Source organism: Coprobacter fastidiosus (genome assembly GCF_982245605.1).
Window position 1 is genome coordinate 33,357 of the sequence record NZ_CEVCIF010000005.1, and the last position, 17,705, is coordinate 51,061.

The following is a 17,705-nucleotide window of genomic DNA, read 5'->3' on the forward strand; positions in this document are numbered from 1 at the left end:
ATTTAGTTCTTCGACACAGATGCTAAGTATTTTCGATAAAAAAGCAGCAATACGATTACCCCTATAGTAATAGCCGAATCGGCTATATTAAAAACCGGTCGAAAAAATTCGAAAGAATCTCCTCCGATAAAAGGAATCCAATCAGGCCAATAGAACCGGAATAGAGGAAAATAGAGCATATCTACGACTTTCCCGTGAAATAACGACTGGTAACCGCCGCCTTCGGGGAATAAGGTTGCCACAAACGGAGGTGTCGGGTTGTCAAATATAACACCATAAAAAACACTATCTATTATATTACCGAATGCACCGGCAAGGATAAGAGCGATGCAAACGACATATCCTCTTTTAAAGGGACGGTGTACTATTTTATACAAGTAGTATCCGATAAAAATAACGGCTGCAATACGAAACAAACTAAGAAACAGTTTGCTGATGATTTCTATACCGAAAGCCATTCCGTTGTTTTCTATAAATAGAATATAAAACCATTTTGTGATTTCGATATCTTGACCCAGATACATGTGAGTTTTAACCCATATTTTAGTAAACTGGTCGATAAATAATACTAAAAATATTACCAGTATAGCTATTTTTCCGTTTGTCAGTTTCATCCTCTTTTTAAACTGTGTGATGTTATTTATCCGTATTACGGATGTCCGATAAAGACAATTCGACGCCTGTTCCGTATGTTTTGTATATACGTCAAGTGTCGAATTGTTATTTTATATCGGATTCAAAGTGATCCGATTTTATTTCTGGTCTTTTTTGGCATTGATACTAAGTGTAGCATGAGGTACGGCCCGTAATCTTTCTTTAGGAATCAATTCTCCGGTTTCCCGGCAGATCCCGTATGTCTTGTTCTCGATTCTTACCATGGCAGCCTGCAGATGTTGTATGAACTTCATCTGTCGTTGAGCTAACTGACCGGCTTCTTCTTTCGATAGTGTCGTCGCACCTTCTTCCAGTACTTTGAACGTAGGAGAAGTATCACTTGTATCATTACCGTCAGCGTTCATAACTGCCGACTTCAGCAGATCATAATCCCGGTAAGCCTTGTCGAGCTTTTCTTGTATGATCGCGCGGAATTCTTCCAATTCTGCATCCGAATATCGTGTTTTTGTACTCATAGGTTTACGGTTTTTAAGTGAATAACCTTTTTTTCTTATTTACTACATAACATAGTAGATGTTATATAGTTTACAATATGATGCGAAAATAAAGAAATTACCCCAATATACAAAATTACCGGGGTAATAATACCGAATTTATGCTTTTGTTACGGATACTTGTAATTTAAATGAATCGAAATCCAGCTCTGTACAATTCTCATCGGATACGGTATCGACTATTTCTATCGAGTCTGCAAGCACTTGTTTTGCTATGTAATCTTCATATTTGTTTATTGCAGAATCTGTTTCAGAATGACTGGTCAGTTTTACGGTTATTTTATCCGTAATATCGAAACCGCTCGCTTTTCTGATATTCTGTATCCGATTGACCAATTCTCGGGCTATTCCTTCAAGGCGAAGTTCCTCTGTGACTGTAATATCAAGAGCCACAGTCAATCGTCCTTCATTGGCAACTAACCATCCGGGAATATCCTCAGAAATAATATCCACGTCATTCAATTCTATCGTAGCCTGTTGAGATTCGATATCGAACGTAAATTGTCCTTCAGTTTCGAAACGTGCTATTTCTTCTTGTTCCATTGATGCGATAGCTGCGGCTAATTGCTTCATGATTTTTCCATAGCGCGGTCCGAGCTTCTTAAAATCGGGTTTGATCCGTTTTACGAGTATTCCGGCCGTATTGTCTACGAAATTCAGTTCCTTTACATTTACTTCATTTAATATCAAATCTTTAACCGCTTCGATTTCCTCTTTCTGTTTTTCGTCTAAAACAGGAACCATTAATGCTGTTAGAGGTTGACGTACTTTAATATTTACTTTTCTTCGCAAGGCAAGTACCATAGATGTAATATCCTGAGCTATTTGCATACGTTCTTCTAAGGTCTTGTCTATATATTCCGGATGTAAAGTCGGAAAATCGCATAAATGTACCGATTTGTCAGAACGTCCGGTTGCGGATGTCAGGTCTCTGAACAACCGGTCTGCAAAGAACGGTGCTATGGGAGACATAAGTGCAGCGACAGTTTCCAGACATGTGTATAAAGTCTGATAAGCAGACAGTTTATCTGCATCCATCGTTCCTCCCCAGAACCGTTTCCGGTTAAGACGCACATACCAGTTGCTTAGATTATCGTTAACAAAGTCGGAAATAGCACGCCCTGCACGGGTCGGTTCGAAATTATTATAATGTTCGTCAACCTCTTTTACAAGAGTATTCAACAAAGAAATGATCCAGCGATCTATTTCAGGACGTTCTGCTACGGGGATTTCCGGCTCGGAGAATGTAAATCCGTCCACATTCGCATATAAAGCAAAAAACGAATAGGTATTGTAAAGTGTCCCGAAAAATTTTCGGCGAACTTCTTCTATACCGTCTATATCGAATTTCAGATTATCCCATGGAGATGAGTTGGTGATCATGTACCAACGCAGTGGGTCTGAACCGTATTTCTCAATCGTAGAGAACGGATCGACGGCATTGCCTAACCGTTTGGACATTTTATTCCCGTTTTTGTCAAGCACAAGACCGTTTGAGATAACGGCTTTATAGGCGACGCTGCCGAAAACCATTGTGGCAATGGCATGGAGGGTAAAGAACCATCCGCGGGTTTGATCTACCCCTTCGGCAATGAAGTCTGCCGGGTATATTTCGTGACTGTCGAGCAACTCTTTATTTTCAAATGGATAATGTATTTGAGCATAAGGCATTGCACCCGAGTCGAACCACACATCGATTAAGTCGCTTTCTCGTTTCATCGGCTTCCCGCTTTCCGATACTAACACGATATCATCGACGTATGGCCTGTGTAAATCGATTTTGTCGTAATTTTCTTTTTTATATTCGCCCGGTACAAACCCCTTTTCTTTGTACGGATTCGATTTCATGAATCCTGCAGCGATGGATTTTTCTATTTCGTTATATAATTCTTCTACCGATCCGATACATTTTTCTTCTCCTTCTTCTGAACGCCAAATAGGGAGAGGTGTACCCCAGTAGCGCGAACGACTCAAGTTCCAGTCATTCAAGTTCTCCAGCCATTTTCCGAAACGTCCTGTTCCGGTAGATTCCGGTTTCCAGTTGATGGTCTTGTTCAGTTCTATCATCTGATCTTTACAAGCCGTTGATTTGATAAACCAACTGTCCAACGGATAATATAATACCGGTTTGTCGGTACGCCAGCAATGCGGATAATTATGTACATGTTTTTCTATCTTGAATGCCTGATTATTGGCTTTCATCATCATACAGATAGAAATATCGAGAGTTTCGTCTTTATCGGTAAGATTCGGGTCGTACGCATTTTTCACGAAACGTCCGGCATATTCTTGGTATAAATCTACATTTACACACTCTTTTACAAATGTGTCGTCCAGCTCATCGAGTAAATAGAATTTTCCGGTAAGATCTACCATCGGACGCAGTTCTCCCTTTTTATTGACCATTTGTAACGGAGGTATTCCTGCAGCCTTAGCGACTTGGGCGTCATCAGCACCGAAGGTCGGTGCAATATGTACGATACCTGTACCGTCTTCTGTTGTTACATAATCTCCCGAAATGACACGGAATGCTCCTTCTCCCGGATTGACCCACGGAATAAGTTGTTCATATTCCATTCCGACTAAGTCCGGACCTTTATATTCAGCAATCACTTTATAGGGAATCAATTTGTCTCCGGGTTTATAATCTTCTAAAGCTAAGTCTGCCGCTTTCGGATTGAAATGAGTATTCAATAAAGCCTTTGCCAAAACTACTGTGATAGGCTTTCCGCTATAAGGGTTATAAGACTGCACCGCAACATAATCGATTTTCGGCCCTACGCATAGCGCAGTATTTGACGGTAGTGTCCAAGGAGTCGTCGTCCATGCAAGGAAATAAGGAGTTCCCCATTCTGCCATTTCCGGTTTCGGATTTTTCATTTTGAACTGGGCGACTACAGTCGTGTCTTTTACATCTCTGTAACACCCCGGCTGATTTAGTTCATGAGAACTCAATCCTGTCCCTGCGGCCGGAGAGTAAGGCTGAATCGTATATCCTTTGTAGAGCAGTCCTTTATTATAAAGTTGCTTTAATAACCACCATAGAGTTTCGATATAACGGTTGTCGTATGTGATATAAGGATCGTTCATATCTACCCAATATCCCATTTTATGAGTAAGGTCTTCCCATTCACGGGTATATTTCATCACGTCTTTACGGCATGCGGCATTATAATCAGCTACCGAGATCGTCTTTCCGATATCTTCCTTGGTAATTCCGAGTGCTTTTTCTACGCCTAATTCTACGGGTAATCCGTGAGTATCCCAACCGGCTTTACGTTTAACATGAAACCCTTTCATCGTTTTGTAACGGCAAAAAATATCTTTGATCGATCGTGCCATTACGTGATGAATACCCGGCATTCCGTTTGCAGAAGGCGGTCCTTCATAAAATACGAAAGACGGGCAACCTTCACGAACTTCCAGACTCTTGTGGAATACATTTTCTTCATCCCATTTTTTCAGTACCTCTTTGTTTATCTCGGATAAATCGAAGTGAGAATATTCGGTAAACTTTTTACTCATATCTGATAAAATATTACTGCTTTCAAAAATCGCCCCGAAGGTACGAAAAATCAACGAAAAACAGCTTTGTTATAATGATAAAAAGTATGTAGATATTATTTTATTATTGTTTTATCGGTTTTTCTGCTAAAAGCAGGATATTTCCCTATATTTGTATGTTTATGTATAATTAACGGTTGAAGAATGTGTAATTGGGTAAATAAGTCGGGTGTTGTCACGATTGTCCTGTTTGTTTTCTGCGTAGTGTTCTTTTCGTGTGAAGAAATCAGTTTCGGAAAAGATCAGGATACTGCTGAGATGTTATGTAATAGAGTCTGGGTAGATTTTTATGACGAAGACGATTATACGGAATGCCGTAGGGAACTCTCCTTTTATTTAGACGGAGGAGGGATAATACGATACGATTATTATAATATATATACAGGGGATCTATTGGATACGTTTTCTGAATATTTCTATTGGGATTGGAATATTTACGGACATTCTATTGATATGGAATTTTCTGATGGTTACAGTTATTTCGATGATATTATAGTTAGCGGAAATTATCTTTCCGGCATTTTGGATGGTTATAAGGTAACATTTACCGATGGCTATTTGCTTGATTAAATAAAGCACAACATTGGAAAAGTATTTATATAAAAATCGAACAGACTTTTCGGTTTTGTGAAAATACTTTTGTTTATATTTTGATTGTTTGGAGTATTTTATATAAATTGCCGCAGGGTGTCGGTATATTGGAGAGAAGATGATCTGTGAATCTTTTCTTGTATGATGAGGTGGCAATATTTATTGATCGTAAAGAGGACAAGCCGATGACCGGATTAAACCAAATCCGTTTTTAATCAGGAAACTTTTAATATATAAATGAAAAGAAATGAGAGAGAGAAAAAAAATTATCCGGAGCGTATTCCTATGCGCTTTCGTATCGGCTTTTGTCGCTTGTAGCAATAAAGCCGATTACAAAGATTCGTCATTACCTGTCGAAACTCGAGTACAGGATTTATTGGGGCGTATGACAGTAGAAGAAAAAGCTGCTCAACTGGATATGTTGTCGGCAAAAGAAATTGTCATAGACGAAAATACTTTATCCGATGAACAGTTGAAGCATTTTGTAGATAGCATGTGTATCGGGGCTGTCCATGATTTATATCCTGCTCATGCTGCAGTAGCTAATCTTATACAAAAACATGCGGTGGAAAACTCGCGTTTGGGTATTCCTTTGCTTTTTATAGAGGAAGGATTGCACGGCTATCAAGGTGTAAAAGGTACAGCTTTCCCTATTCCTATCGGTAATTCTTCGAGCTGGGATACAACCATGCTCTATTCTATCGGAAGGGTTATTGCCACAGAAGCCCGTGCTCATGGCGTGCATTTCATATTGGGCCCGAATTTGGATCTTGCTCATGAAATAAGATGGGGGCGTGTTGAGGAAACTTTCGGTGAAGATCCGTATTTGACTTCTCGATTAGGGGTTAATCTTGTAAAAGGTATGCAAGGCAATGACTTGAGAGATAATAATACCGTGGCATCAGAGCCTAAACATTTCGGTATTCATGGTATTCCGGAATCGGGGACGAATGCCTCATCGGTTAATATCGGCGAACGAGAAGCCCGTTCATTCCATTTATATACTTTCGAAAAAGCGGTGAAAGAGGGACACGCTCAAGGAGTAATGGCCGCTTATCATGATATTGACGGGATTCCTTGCGTTGCGAATGAATGGCTGTTGTCTAAGATCTTACGTGAAGAGTGGGGTTTTGACGGTATTGTAGTATCGGATTTAGGAGCTATAAGAAGACAGGTAAACGATCATCATACGGCTGTGGATACTGAAGAAGCTGTCGTTAAATCTCTTAAGGCCGGGTTGAATATGCAGTTTTACGATTTCCCTTACGATGATTTTCAGAAAGCTGTTGTCGAGGCCGTTAAAAACGGAACGCTGGATGAAGCAGTTCTCGATAGTAGGGTTGCCGATGTATTAAGGCTGAAATTCCGTTTGGGATTATTTGAGAATCCTTATACTGAGGACTCTCTGGCTGTTCAAGCCGAAAATAATGCAGAACATAAGGCTTTAGCTTTGAAAGCTGCACAAGAGTCTTTGATCTTGTTGAAAAATGAAAACAATACGTTGCCGTTTAAACAAAATGTAAAACGTATTACTCTGGTGGGAGAACTGGCAAATCAGTCATTGTTGGGCGGTTATTCTCCGGCTCAGGCAAGAGGTATTACGGTATATGAGGCATTAAAGGATAAATTCGGTAAAAATGTCCGTATCGATTTTATAGAAAGTCAGATAGAAGATTCTTTCAAATCTATTCCCAATTCGGTGCTGTATACAGAAACCGGTGGGGAAAATGGTGTTTATGTGGAATTTTTTAACGGAATAGACCTGAAAGGAACTCCGGCGTATAAGAGTGTAGATCCTGAGATTTCACATTATTGGCATAATTTAAGCCCTGTTCCGGGTGTGAACAGAGATATGTTTTCGGCTCGTTGGAAAGGGGTCATAAAAGCTCCTGTAACCGGAGAGTATGAGTTCAAGATGTCTGCAGATAATTGGAGTAAACTGTATTTAGGCGGAAAGCTGGTCATCGATCAGTGGGATAATGGTAAAAACAATGGTACATACCGTATTCGTTTACAAGCCGGACAGATACTCCCGATACAGGTGGAATATGCGGAAATCGATGATAATGCATGGACTTCTATCGAATGGAGGCTTGTCGGTCGTACTATGTCTGCCGATGCTTTATATAATCGGGTTATTGCTTCGGCACGCACGTCGGATATTACTATTGTTGTTGTAGGAGAATCGATGAATCTCGTCGGAGAGGGGAAAGACCGGCAGAATTTGAATATGAATGAGCGAGATGTCAAGCTGTTGCAAGCTGTGCATGCATCCGGATGTCCGGCAGCTACGGTATTGATGCATGGCCGCCCGTTCGTAATGACTCCGGCAGATGAATATTCCGATGCCATATTAGATGCTTGGTATCCGGGAGAATTTGGAGGAAAAGCCATTGTGGAGGCTCTTTTCGGAGATATCAATCCTTCGGGTAAACTGACAGTCAGTGTCCCTCGTTCCCAAGGGCAATTGCCGGTTACTTATCTAAAAAAACGTTCTTTTAAACATTGGTACGTAGATGGAAATACGACTCCATTATACGCATTTGGTCATGGACTTAGTTATACGACATTTAAGTATGGAGATATGCAATTGTCTGCTAAGGAAATAAATAAGAATGAGAATCTTACGGTTTCTTTTACTGTTGAGAATACAGGTAAAATGCGAGGTACGGAAATATGCCAGTTGTATTTGACCGATAAGGTTAGTAGCGTATCGCTTCCCGGAAAAGCCTTAAAAGGATTTTCTCGTGTAGAGTTAGCTCCGGGAGAAAAGAAAACCGTAGAGATTGTTTTAACTCCCGAACATTTTTCATTGATCAATGCCGATATGCAGCGAGTTGTAGAACCCGGATTGTTCGAAATATCTGTAGGCCCTTCTTCTGCAACGATCGAACTGAAAGGGGAAGTGACTGTTAAATGACGGTTGGTGAAAACCGGAAATTTTAAAAGCCTGTCTGTTAAAAAAAAGTCAGACAGGCTTTTATATGATTAGTTCACAGTGAATTATAGTATCTGTTTATTGTACGTTTTTCAGTTTCGGTAATTTGAGAAAGAAATAGATTCCGGAAATGATGGCCATGCCGATTCCGATACTTACGGATAAATTATATGAAAGATTGATTCCGATAGGATCATACAGTATATAGGTGATTGTAACTGTTGTCATAAAAAGGGCCGGAATAAGAGTAACCCAATATAATTTCTTTTTTTGTGCGAGATATACGGTAATAGCCCATAGCGTGAATACGGCAAGAGTTTGGTTACACCATGCAAAATATCTCCAGATCATTTCAAAACCGTCTTTATCGGCAAGACTGTAGATAAGAATTCCGATTGCGAGTATAAATAAAGGAATGCAAATTACTAACCGTTTGGTAATCGACTTTTGTTCTATCTTCATAAAATCCGCAATAATAAGGCGAGCAGAGCGGAATGCGGTATCTCCTGACGTTATGGGGGCTGCGATTACTCCGAGTATGGCTAAGAATCCACCGATAACCCCTAACCAGCCTTCAGAAATTTTTTGCACGATGATAGCAGCACTTCCGTTTACATTATCTGCATTTTCGGTTATCCCGAATGCCGATTGGCCTTCAGGGCTGAAAAAGTAAGTAGCTGCTGCTGCCCATATCAGAGCGACAATACCTTCGGTAACCATAGAACCATAAAATATCGAACGTCCTTGATTTTCATTGGTCATGCATCGAGCCATTAATGGAGATTGAGTTGCGTGAAATCCTGAAATTGCCCCGCAGGCAATGCTAATGAACATCATTGGAAAGATTGGGGAATTTACCGCATTCGGATGTTTGTTTTGTAGTCCGTCGGTGATTTCGGGTATGGCAGGAAACTGAATGAGTAATACGGCAAGTATTCCAATCGCCATAAAGAGCAATGCGGCAGCAAAAAAGGGATATACCCGTCCGATTATTTTATCGATAGGGAATAGTGTAGCGATGATGTAATAGATAAATACTACATAAATCCAGAATGTAGAATCAAGAGATTCGGGAGTCAACATTGCGAGTAATTCTGCCGGACCTGCAACAAAAACGGCACCGACCAGTATCATTAAAATTACTGTAAAGCCCCGCATGATCTGTTTGGTGGTGACGCCTAAATAACGTCCGATAGTTTCCGGAAGGCTCTCTCCGTTATGCCGTAAAGAGATCATCCCGGAAAGATAGTCATGTACTGCTCCGGCGAATATAGTACCGAATACGATCCATAAAAAAGAAGAAGTCCCGAATTTTGCTCCCATAATAGCTCCGAAAATAGGACCGAGTCCGGCGATGTTCAGAAATTGGATCATAAATATTTTCCAACGGGGAAGAGGTACAAAATCTACTCCGTCGGGGTTCTTGATTGCCGGAGTCTTACGGTCGGGTTCGATTCCGAAAACCCTTTCAATGAATTTTCCGTAAATAAAATAACCTCCGATAAGCACTAATAAAGCAATACAGAATGTGATCATGATATGTGGTTTTTGTAAAAGTTTTACATATATTGTGCTGCTGCTTCGGCGCAACGTTCACCATCGATAGCCGCCGAAACAATACCTCCTGCATATCCGGCGCCTTCACCGCAAGGGTATAATCCTTTAATGCGAACATGTTGCATGTTTTCTTTATATCGAGGAATTCTTACCGGAGAGGATGTCCTTGTTTCTACTCCGATCATTAGTGCTTCTCTTGTGAGAAAGCCCTTCGATATTTTGCCGAAATAAGAAAATCCTTCTCTAAGGCGCGAAGTAATGAATTCCGGCATCCAAAAGTGGAGAGGAGAGGAGATGACTCCCGGTGTGTATGACGATTTAGGCAGATCGAACGATACTTTTTTATTGACGAAATCTGTCATTCGTTGGGCTGGGGCTGTTTGTTTGCAATTTCCATTCACATAGCACTGATATTCGAGTTCTTCCTGAAATTTTATTCCAGACAATACTCCATACCGTGAATATTGGTCAATATCTTCCGGTCTTATTTCTACGACCATCCCCGAATTAGCCCATACTGATCCTCGATTTGAGGGAGACATTCCGTTTACAACGATTTGATTAGGTCCGCTGGCTGCCGGAACGACAAAACCTCCCGGACACATGCAGAATGAATAAACACCACGCCCGTTTACTTGAGCGACAAAACTATATTCGGCTGCCGGAAGATATTCTCCTCTACCTTTAGGATTGTGGTACTGCAATTGATTTATCAGATGCTGCGGATGTTCCAGACGCACACCTACGGCGAAGCCTTTGCTCTCCAATTCTATCCCTGATTCGTATAAATGATAATATACATCTCTGGCAGAATGTCCGGTTGCCAGAATAACGGGTGCGTGAAACTCTTTTCCGTTTTGGGTTTCTACCCCTATGATTTCATCGTTTTTTATTAAAAGTCTGTCCATTCGGGTTTCAAAATGTATCTCGCCGCCCGATTTTTCTATTTGCTTCCGGATGTTTTCGATAACGACCGGTAATTTATCTGTACCTATATGAGGGTGGGCGTCTGCTAAAATAGATGTGTCTGCACCATGTTGACAGAAGATATTTAAAATGCGATCTACCGATCCTCTTTTTTTGCTTCGAGTATATAGTTTTCCATCCGAAAAAGCTCCGGCTCCTCCTTCTCCGAAACTGTAATTCGATTCGCTGTTTACGATCTGTTCCCGGCTTATACGGGCAATATCTTTACGTCGTTCATGAACATTTTTTCCTCGTTCTATGATAATGGGGCGGCGTCCGAGTTCGATCAGGCGTAAAGCCGCGAACAAACCTGCAGGACCTGCTCCTACGATAATGACAGGAGACTTGTCTGATACATCGCCATAGTAAGTATGTATATATTCATCGTCAGTAGGTATTTCATTGATATATACTTTTAATTGCATGTTGATCATAACCTGTCTTTGACGGGCGTCTATCGAGCGTTTCAATACTCGGATCGCTTTGATCGAAGATAAGTCAATGGCGTATTCTTGTGATACGGCTTGAGTTATATTATATTCCGATGAAGCCTGTTTTGGTAGTACTCTTATTTTTAATTCTTTGATCATATTGCTTTTTTTTTACCCGAATAGTTGTCGGAAAGCTTCTTCGACTTTACGGACGGGAACAATTTCTATATTCAGTTTTTTATCGTCAAACCCTTTTAGATTGTTGTACGGAATCAAAATGCGTTTGAATCCTAATTTTTCTGCTTCCGATATTCTCTGTTCGATTCGGTTGACGGGCCGTATTTCTCCGGACAGTCCGACTTCTCCGGCCATACAGGTGTGGTTCTCGATGGCCATGTCCATATTGGACGAAAGAATAGCGCTGATAATAGATAAGTCCATAGCCGGATCGTTAACTTTCAATCCTCCGGCGATATTTAGGAACACATCTTTTTGTGCAAGTTTAAATCCGACACGTTTCTCGAGAACAGCCAAAAGCATATTCATTCTTCTTAAATCGAATCCTGTTGCCGACCGTTGTGGTGTACCGTATGCGGCAGTGCTTACTAAAGATTGCGTTTCGATCAGAAATGGACGTATTCCTTCTATGGCCGCAGCTATGGCGACCCCGCTTAATCCCTCATGATTCTGAGATAGTAATAGCTCGGAGGGGTTACTGACTTCACGAAGTCCGTTTTGTCTCATTTCATATATTCCCAATTCGGCAGTGCTTCCGAATCGGTTTTTTATAGACCTGAGAATTCGGTACATATAGTGTTGATCTCCCTCGAATTGCAGTACGGTATCAACGATGTGCTCCAAAACCTTAGGTCCGGCGATACTACCTTCTTTATTAATATGTCCGATCAATAGGACGGGAGTTCCGGTTTCTTTTGCAAATTTGAGAATTGATGCAGAGCATTCCCGCACTTGAGATACGCTTCCCGGAGAAGATTCGATCGTCTCGGTTGATATGGTTTGAATAGAATCTATGATAACTAAATCGGGTTGTACGTTTTTAATATGCACGAATATTTCTTCTAAAGAAGTTTCACAAACGATATAGCAATCAGGATTTTCACTTTTTTGTATTCGGTCTGCTCGTAATTTCAGTTGGCGGGCACTTTCTTCTCCGGAGACATACAATGTTTTTTTTCCATGTAAACCTAAAACCGTCTGTAAAATCAGAGTCGATTTCCCTATTCCGGGTTCGCCGCCGATCAAAACTAATGAGCCGGGAACCAGACCTCCTCCGAGAACTCTGTTCAATTCACTGTTTCGCACATCTATACGAGGCTCTTCTGCAATATTTATTTCATTCAGTTTAAGAGGTTTCGATTTGCTGTTTTCGGTCGAGTGATATGAACTTTTAGTTGCTGAAGGTTTAGTATTGATGATTTCCTCTACATAACTGTTCCATTCTCCGCAAATAGGGCATTTCCCTATCCATTTCGGAGAATCAGCTCCGCAATTGGTGCATATATATACCGATTTTGTTTTTGCCATATATATAGTTACATATTAATAGTTACAAATATATCGTTTTTTTCTGTATGAACAGTTAAAAATATAATGAAGATATGGCAATATATTATGATCTTATAATGATTGATTCTTATTTGATAAAATACGCCGGACAAAAAAGTTATCGTCCGGCGTATTGAAATTTGATTGTTACTTTTGTGGAAGGTTCTTCTGTGGATGTAGGCGTTTATTCAGATTCTTTTTTCTCATCTCTTTTTTCTGTTCCTGTTTCCATTGATCATAAGCAGCTTTTTGAGAAGGGGTAAGGATCGAAATAAACTCGGCTTCTTGTGCTTTTCGTTGTTCCATACGTTTTTGGCGTTCGATTTTCTCTTTTTCCTTTTGTGCTATTTGTTCTTTTATCTGTTGCAGATTCCAAGTATAAATCTTTGCCGTTTGTTCATCGTTTAATTGTAACCGGATTTTCATTATATCCGTACGTTTCTGTGCTATTTGTTCCGGTGTAAAATTTTTCTTTACTCTTGTTTGCTCAACAGGTTTCTGGGCAAAAGCTATTGCAGACATACACATTGCTATTAAAAGCATTCCGATTTTTGTTTTCATACTTCTTTTCTTTTTAATAATTACTTAAATAAATGGTAGAAACATTTTCTTATTGGATGCAGATACAATATAAAAGTTAAATCTCATAATTGTTTTTTGTTCATTATTAGATTATTATCTGCAATATATTTAGGTTTGTCTGTAATAACCAAACAGGAATATTTACGTTTTATCTCGGCTGATGAGACTAAGTTGTTATTTTATGAACAGTTTATATTATTCTTTTATGTTTGAAATATATATTTTTAACCAAAAATAATGTTACCTTAGATTTGCATCCGAGGATTACAGATAAAATAGAAAGGATAAATTTGTGAAGCAAAGAAAGGGTGCAGGAAGTGAACCTGATAATGTTAAGGAGATATAAGCTCCATTTTCATAAGCGGACTTCCTGCTTGTTTGAACCTAGGCCCAGATAGTAGGTTAACATCCATTGTTAAGGTAGTTAGGTTAAGTTCAATCCTTTTCTTTACAAAAACATTAAAGACAAAAGTATGGAAAATTTTTATTTTATCGGTGTGGACGTATCGAAAAAGAAGTTGGACTTCTGTGTGATGTTTGAAGGAAAGGTTGTGCATGAAGAAGAAACAGCCAACCATCAAAATGCAATCATGGCATTGCTGCATCAATTTGAAGAAGACTATGGCATAGCGGGTGGTCAAATGCTTGTTTGCGCGGAACATACCGGACAATACACCTTCCCTTTGGCGTGTGCCTGCAAAGCCGTAGAATGCAAACTTTGGCTTGAGAACCCTGCTGAAATCAAATACTCATCCGGTGTTCAGCGAGGAAAGAATGACAAGGTAGATGCCAAACGTATTGCCATCTATGCCAAACGCTTTCAGGACAGGGTGCAGTATTATGAACGTCCTACGGAAGATATTGAAAGATTAAAGCAGCTTGAATCTGAACGTACATTGTATGTGACGGATTTGGCCAAATATAAAGGACAGATGAAAGACCAGAAGGACTATATGCCGAGAAAACCGTATGAACGCAAAATGAAGCGTTTGCAGACGTTGATGGATGACTTGGAGAAAGCTATACAAGCCATTACATACGAAATGGATGAAGTGATAGCTTCCTGTCCTGTACTGTGCAGGCAGAGGGAGCTGCTGATGTCCATAGACGGTGTGGGGCGTGTAGTAGCGACCAACATGATAATCACTACAGAGGCCTTTACTCGTTTTGATGATCCGAGGAAATTCAACTGTTATGCCGGGGTAGCTCCATTCTCTTATTCTTCCGGAAGTTCCCAGCACTCGAAAGCGAGAGTGTCACATAGGGCGGACAAAGTGATGAAAAGACTTCTTCACTTGGCTGCCGTGGCAGTAACACATCGGATTGACGGTGAACTGAAGAAATATTACGAAAGGAAAGTTGCCGAAGGCAAGAACAAGATGTCCGTAATCAATGCGCTGCGAGCTAAAATTGTGGCAAGGATGTTTGCGGTCATCAAAAGAAATGAGAAATATAAACCTATTTTATCGTAAATAATTTGCAAAAATCATAGTAGTATGAAAAATTCTGTTCAGGTACTGCTTTTTTTAATACTTTTCTTTTCATGTAAAAAGTCCGATATTGAACGCTCTTTAACTTTGGCAGGGGATAATGCTGTTGAATTAAGAAAAGTTTTAGATCATTATAGTAAAAATATCGATGATAGTCTTAAATATAAAGCTGCAGTTTTTTTAATAGAAAATATGCCTGGCCATTATTCTTTTGGAGGGAAATCAGTTGATAATTTTTATAGAGCTGTTGATTCTGTGTTATTGGTGGAGAAAAATAAAGAAGTTCTGAAGCAAAAAATAGATAGTATAGCTAAAATGAATAATCTCCCGAAGAGTGCAGAAAGATTTGAAGATATTAAATGTGTAACGGCAGAGTTTCTTATTAATAATATAGAACGGGCTTTTGAAGTTTGGCCTTCGGGAGGGTATGCCCATCACTTGAATTTCGATCAGTTTTGTGAATATATATTACCGTACAGGGTACGGAATGAACCAATAGAATTTTGGCGAGACTCTTTAGCGGCTATGTATAATGATATTCGTTTACATGGTTATAATGAAGGATGGCGATATTCTGCTTTTCATGCATGTTGTGAACTAAATAACCGTTTAAGGGAAGAAACTGGAGTGTATCTTTTACCTGTTTCAACTTTTCCGATAGAAAAATATTCTGTTTTAAGAAATATGTCTATTGGAACGTGTAGTGATTATTGTGCCCGGGCTATTTTTGCAATGAGAGCAAAAGGAATTCCGGTAGTGGAGGATTTTACACCGCAATGGCCATATAGAGCATTGGGACATACGTGGAATGTCGTATTTTCTAGTAATGGGAAAGAGTATTCTTTTGGTGGTGTGGATACGAATCCGGATGTTATTCATAAGCCGGATTCAAAGCTGTCTAAAGTGTACAGAAGAACCTATGCTTTGAATAAAAATTCTTTAGCAGCTCTTTGTCATAATGAGCCTATCCCTAGTAATTTGAATAATTTATTTATGAGAGATGTAACAGATAATTATACAAAAACTTTTGATGTGAAAGTTGAGACGCTTGTTTCTCCTTTACAAAAGAGGAAATTTGTCTATTTGTGTGTATTTGATAATAGGCGATGGGTTCCTGTTGCGCATGCTGGAAATAAAAGGGGGGGCATAACATTTGAGAATATGGGATATGATGTTATGTATTTACCCGGATATTTTATCAATGAAGGAATACGACCCGCAAATTATCCGTTTTTGTTAGATTTTAAGGGTAGGATACATTATTATAAACCAGATACATTGGATACTTATAATTTACGTTTCAAGCGTAAATATCCTTCTACTTTCAGAGTTATAGGTGTTACCAGACATATGATAGGTGGAGAAATACAGGCTGCAGATAATCCGGAGTTTGATAATCCGCAAATAATTCATCGTATAGAAAAAAATCCGAATGGCTTTTATGTTACAATTTCTCTCGATACTTTATCTCAATGTTATAAGTATTGGAGGCATGTGTCTCCTGTTGCAGGATATGGGAATATCGCAGAATTACAGTTTTTCGGTTCGAATGGAGAATTGTTAAATAATAAGGGGAAGATAATAGGAACAGATAAAACTTGGGGTAATGATCCGAAACGATCTCGGGAGTCTGCATTTGATGGGGATCCTTTGACGTTTTTTGATTCTTCATTACCTGATTCGGCATGGGTAGGTCTAGAATTTCCAGAACCTGTTTCAGTAAAAAAGATTGTTTATTTACCTCGTAATGACGGAAATAATGTAACAATAGGTGATGAGTATGAATTATTTTATTGTTCGCTTTATGGGTGGAGAAGCCTTGGTCGGAAAATAGCAAAAGATTATTTTGTTGAATTTGCAAATGTCCCGAAAAATGCTGTTTTGTGGTTGCATAACCATACACGGGGTAATGAAGAGAGAATATTTACTTTTGATGGGCGACATACATTTTGGTGGTGATTATTGACTATGATAATTTAGTATATTATTATGAGAATATCTTTTGCTTGTATCATATTATTGTTTTTGATAGCATGTCATTCCGCATCTAATAAAAAAGAGATATCACAGATTGTTGAATGGATAGGAAAAGAACTCGTTATTCCTACTGACATTCCTGCTTTTTATAGTACGACAGATTCTTTGGACCATGAAAATTTGGACATGTTATATAAGGTATTGTTATATTGTGGTTCTGAGAGTGAAGAGGATATTAAATTGGAATTAATAAAGTGGCAGTCGTTGATAAAAGAAGAGGAGAATTCATTATCGGGCAAAATTCAATTTGAATTTTATATTTGTTCTGAAAAAGAAGAAAATTTTTCTTCTTTTTTTGTAGATGGTAAGTTTAATTATCCAGTGTATTTTGATAAAGAGGATAATATCGGTCGATTGAATCATTTCCCGAGAAATAATCAATATCATTGTTTTTTACTTGATAGAAGTAATAAAGTCTTGGCGATTGGAAATCCGATATATGACCAGAGTATTCGGAATCAGTATAATCAAATTTTTACTGGTAAGATAAGAACTGCAATAGAAACAACAGTATGTGTGAAGTCAAATATAATTGAGCTTACAGCTATGAAAGTTAATGAGCAATCTGAAATAATATTTGTTTTACAAAATACGGGTACTTATCCACTTATTATAAAAGATATTGTTGTAAATTGTGGTTGTACTGTTCCAATTTGGCAAGAGCATCCGCTTAAGTCTGGATCTGAAATGGAAATAAAAGTACTTGTAAAACCGACGCATACCGGTGCATTTTTTAAGACTGTACGAGTGTATTGCAATATAAAAGATGATTATATACAATTGAGAATAAAAGGATGTGTCTATTAATGTCTCG

The 17,705-nt window shown here is 39.1% G+C and carries 12 protein-coding genes; 5 read left to right on the forward strand and 7 right to left on the reverse strand.

From position 1 onward, the window contains the following. Positions 1-2 precede the first annotated feature (2 nt). From AC0UMU_RS02395 to ileS, 3 genes are all read right to left on the reverse strand, one after another. Positions 3-614: a lipoprotein signal peptidase gene (locus AC0UMU_RS02395; RefSeq protein WP_009319383.1), complete on the reverse strand. Its 612-nt coding sequence runs from the start codon at positions 612-614 to the stop codon at positions 3-5. A 138-nt stretch (positions 615-752) separates the two neighbouring features. After that, positions 753-1,130: a TraR/DksA family transcriptional regulator gene (locus AC0UMU_RS02400; RefSeq protein WP_009319384.1), complete on the reverse strand. Its 378-nt coding sequence runs from the start codon at positions 1,128-1,130 to the stop codon at positions 753-755. Between the two features lie 138 nt (positions 1,131-1,268). Then, positions 1,269-4,694 carry an isoleucine--tRNA ligase gene (ileS, locus tag AC0UMU_RS02405; protein ID WP_288640669.1) on the reverse strand — a complete coding sequence of 1,142 codons (3,426 nt, stop codon included), beginning with the start codon at positions 4,692-4,694 and terminating at the stop codon, positions 1,269-1,271. Between the two features lie 183 nt (positions 4,695-4,877). Between ileS and AC0UMU_RS02410 the strand changes: the two genes are divergently transcribed. Together AC0UMU_RS02410 and AC0UMU_RS02415 are read left to right on the forward strand one after the other, a co-directional pair. Next, a complete protein-coding gene (locus tag AC0UMU_RS02410; RefSeq protein ID WP_022390029.1) occupies positions 4,878-5,303 on the forward strand; it encodes a hypothetical protein in 426 nt (141 codons plus the stop codon). A gap of 268 nt (positions 5,304-5,571) precedes the next feature. Then, positions 5,572-8,244, forward strand: coding sequence for a glycoside hydrolase family 3 N-terminal domain-containing protein (locus tag AC0UMU_RS02415; RefSeq protein WP_278714482.1), 2,673 nt, complete (start codon positions 5,572-5,574; stop codon positions 8,242-8,244). Positions 8,245-8,340: 96 nt separating this feature from the next. On the opposite strand, the gene AC0UMU_RS02420 is transcribed toward AC0UMU_RS02415, so the two are convergent. From AC0UMU_RS02420 to AC0UMU_RS02435, 4 genes are all read right to left on the reverse strand, one after another. Continuing rightward, positions 8,341-9,798: a carbon starvation CstA family protein gene (locus tag AC0UMU_RS02420; protein WP_270214125.1), complete on the reverse strand. Its 1,458-nt coding sequence runs from the start codon at positions 9,796-9,798 to the stop codon at positions 8,341-8,343. Between the two features lie 23 nt (positions 9,799-9,821). Next, a complete protein-coding gene (locus tag AC0UMU_RS02425) occupies positions 9,822-11,375 on the reverse strand; it encodes an NAD(P)/FAD-dependent oxidoreductase (protein ID WP_122303888.1) in 1,554 nt (517 codons plus the stop codon). Positions 11,376-11,387: 12 nt separating this feature from the next. Then, positions 11,388-12,761, reverse strand: a complete 1,374-nt coding sequence (gene radA / locus AC0UMU_RS02430) for a DNA repair protein RadA (protein WP_022390032.1) — start codon at positions 12,759-12,761, stop codon at positions 11,388-11,390. 168 nt (positions 12,762-12,929) lie between these two features. Further along, a complete protein-coding gene (locus tag AC0UMU_RS02435) occupies positions 12,930-13,343 on the reverse strand; it encodes a DUF4890 domain-containing protein (protein ID WP_122303889.1) in 414 nt (137 codons plus the stop codon). A 494-nt stretch (positions 13,344-13,837) separates the two neighbouring features. Here AC0UMU_RS02435 and AC0UMU_RS02440 point away from each other — a divergent pair, with 494 nt between their 5' ends. Genes AC0UMU_RS02440 through AC0UMU_RS02450 form a run of 3 tightly spaced genes read left to right on the forward strand, consistent with a single transcriptional unit; the run spans position 13,838 to position 17,698 of the window. Beyond that, entirely contained in the window at positions 13,838-14,836 is a 999-nt protein-coding gene (locus tag AC0UMU_RS02440; RefSeq protein WP_473979857.1) for an IS110 family RNA-guided transposase, read from the forward strand. A gap of 24 nt (positions 14,837-14,860) precedes the next feature. Then, positions 14,861-16,813 (forward strand): hypothetical protein, encoded by a 1,953-nt coding sequence (locus tag AC0UMU_RS02445; protein WP_122303890.1) that lies wholly within the window; start codon positions 14,861-14,863, stop codon positions 16,811-16,813. A 30-nt stretch (positions 16,814-16,843) separates the two neighbouring features. Continuing rightward, positions 16,844-17,698, forward strand: coding sequence for a DUF1573 domain-containing protein (locus AC0UMU_RS02450; protein ID WP_122303891.1), 855 nt, complete (start codon positions 16,844-16,846; stop codon positions 17,696-17,698). The last annotated feature ends 7 nt before the right edge of the window (positions 17,699-17,705 follow it).

What these genes read in the sequence shown, in the direction of transcription:
- AC0UMU_RS02395 (WP_009319383.1), bottom strand. Translation starts at nt 614, where the DNA reads ATGAAACTGACAAACGGAAAAATAGCTATACTGGTAATATTTTTAGTA.
- AC0UMU_RS02400 (WP_009319384.1), bottom strand. Translation starts at nt 1,130, where the DNA reads ATGAGTACAAAAACACGATATTCGGATGCAGAATTGGAAGAATTCCGC.
- ileS (WP_288640669.1), bottom strand. Translation starts at nt 4,694, where the DNA reads ATGAGTAAAAAGTTTACCGAATATTCTCACTTCGATTTATCCGAGATA.
- AC0UMU_RS02410 (WP_022390029.1), top strand. Translation starts at nt 4,878, where the DNA reads ATGTGTAATTGGGTAAATAAGTCGGGTGTTGTCACGATTGTCCTGTTT.
- AC0UMU_RS02415 (WP_278714482.1), top strand. Translation starts at nt 5,572, where the DNA reads ATGAGAGAGAGAAAAAAAATTATCCGGAGCGTATTCCTATGCGCTTTC.
- AC0UMU_RS02420 (WP_270214125.1), bottom strand. Translation starts at nt 9,798, where the DNA reads ATGATCACATTCTGTATTGCTTTATTAGTGCTTATCGGAGGTTATTTT.
- AC0UMU_RS02425 (WP_122303888.1), bottom strand. Translation starts at nt 11,375, where the DNA reads ATGATCAAAGAATTAAAAATAAGAGTACTACCAAAACAGGCTTCATCG.
- radA (WP_022390032.1), bottom strand. Translation starts at nt 12,761, where the DNA reads ATGGCAAAAACAAAATCGGTATATATATGCACCAATTGCGGAGCTGAT.
- AC0UMU_RS02435 (WP_122303889.1), bottom strand. Translation starts at nt 13,343, where the DNA reads ATGAAAACAAAAATCGGAATGCTTTTAATAGCAATGTGTATGTCTGCA.
- AC0UMU_RS02440 (WP_473979857.1), top strand. Translation starts at nt 13,838, where the DNA reads ATGGAAAATTTTTATTTTATCGGTGTGGACGTATCGAAAAAGAAGTTG.
- AC0UMU_RS02445 (WP_122303890.1), top strand. Translation starts at nt 14,861, where the DNA reads ATGAAAAATTCTGTTCAGGTACTGCTTTTTTTAATACTTTTCTTTTCA.
- AC0UMU_RS02450 (WP_122303891.1), top strand. Translation starts at nt 16,844, where the DNA reads ATGAGAATATCTTTTGCTTGTATCATATTATTGTTTTTGATAGCATGT.